This window comes from Mycobacterium sp. E1715 (assembly GCF_001667625.1).
Taxonomy (GTDB): Bacteria; Actinomycetota; Actinomycetes; order Mycobacteriales; family Mycobacteriaceae; genus Mycobacterium.
In genome coordinates this window covers 1-513 of record NZ_LZJJ01000544.1, presented here as the reverse complement: position 1 = coordinate 513, position 513 = coordinate 1, and the positions used below count along the sequence as shown (strand labels likewise).

The 513-nt window shown below is 69.8% G+C and carries 2 protein-coding genes; one reads left to right on the top strand and one right to left on the bottom strand.

Features of this window, described 5'->3' with window-relative positions; translation table 11 throughout:
* A partial coding sequence (locus tag A9X03_RS26695; RefSeq protein WP_156746689.1) for a helix-turn-helix domain-containing protein occupies window positions 1-164 on the bottom strand: 164 nt, incomplete at its 3' end.
* Between the two features lie 142 nt (window positions 165-306).
* On the opposite strand from A9X03_RS26695, the gene A9X03_RS26690 reads away from it, so the two are divergent.
* Window positions 307-513: TetR/AcrR family transcriptional regulator (locus A9X03_RS26690; RefSeq protein WP_156746688.1), on the top strand; the 207-nt coding region annotated here is incomplete at its 3' end.

The following is a 513-nucleotide window of genomic DNA, read 5'->3' as shown; positions in this document are numbered from 1 at the left end:
AGGCTGCCGCTCGTCATGTCGGCGGCGCGGGCGATTTCGCGAATCGTGGTGCGGGAGTAGCCCATCTCGGCCACAGTGCGCATCGCCGCGGTGATGATGCGCGTGCGGGTCTGTTCGCCGTCGGCGCCCACCGGGCGCCCCAATCGCGAGGGCCGGGCGCTCATGCGGGACGGCACGCGCCGCCGTCCCGTCCCTCACGCACCGCGCACCTCCGCACGAACCCCGAATAAATCGATCACTCGATTATATTCGACACTGTCAGGCGCCGAGAGCCTGCGGACGGGACGCGCGAGTGCGGAGAACACGGTGACGCGGGCGCAGCGGGGACGCCCCGTCGGCGCCAGCGGTGAGGAGACCCGCCAGCGGATCATCGTGGCCACCATGCGCTGTGTGGCGACGGTGGGCTACTCGCGAGCCACGATTCGCGAGATTGCCCGCGCCGCCGACATGACGAGCGGCAGCCTGTACCACTACTTCCCGAACAAGTCCGAATTGCTGGGCGCGGCCGTCGAG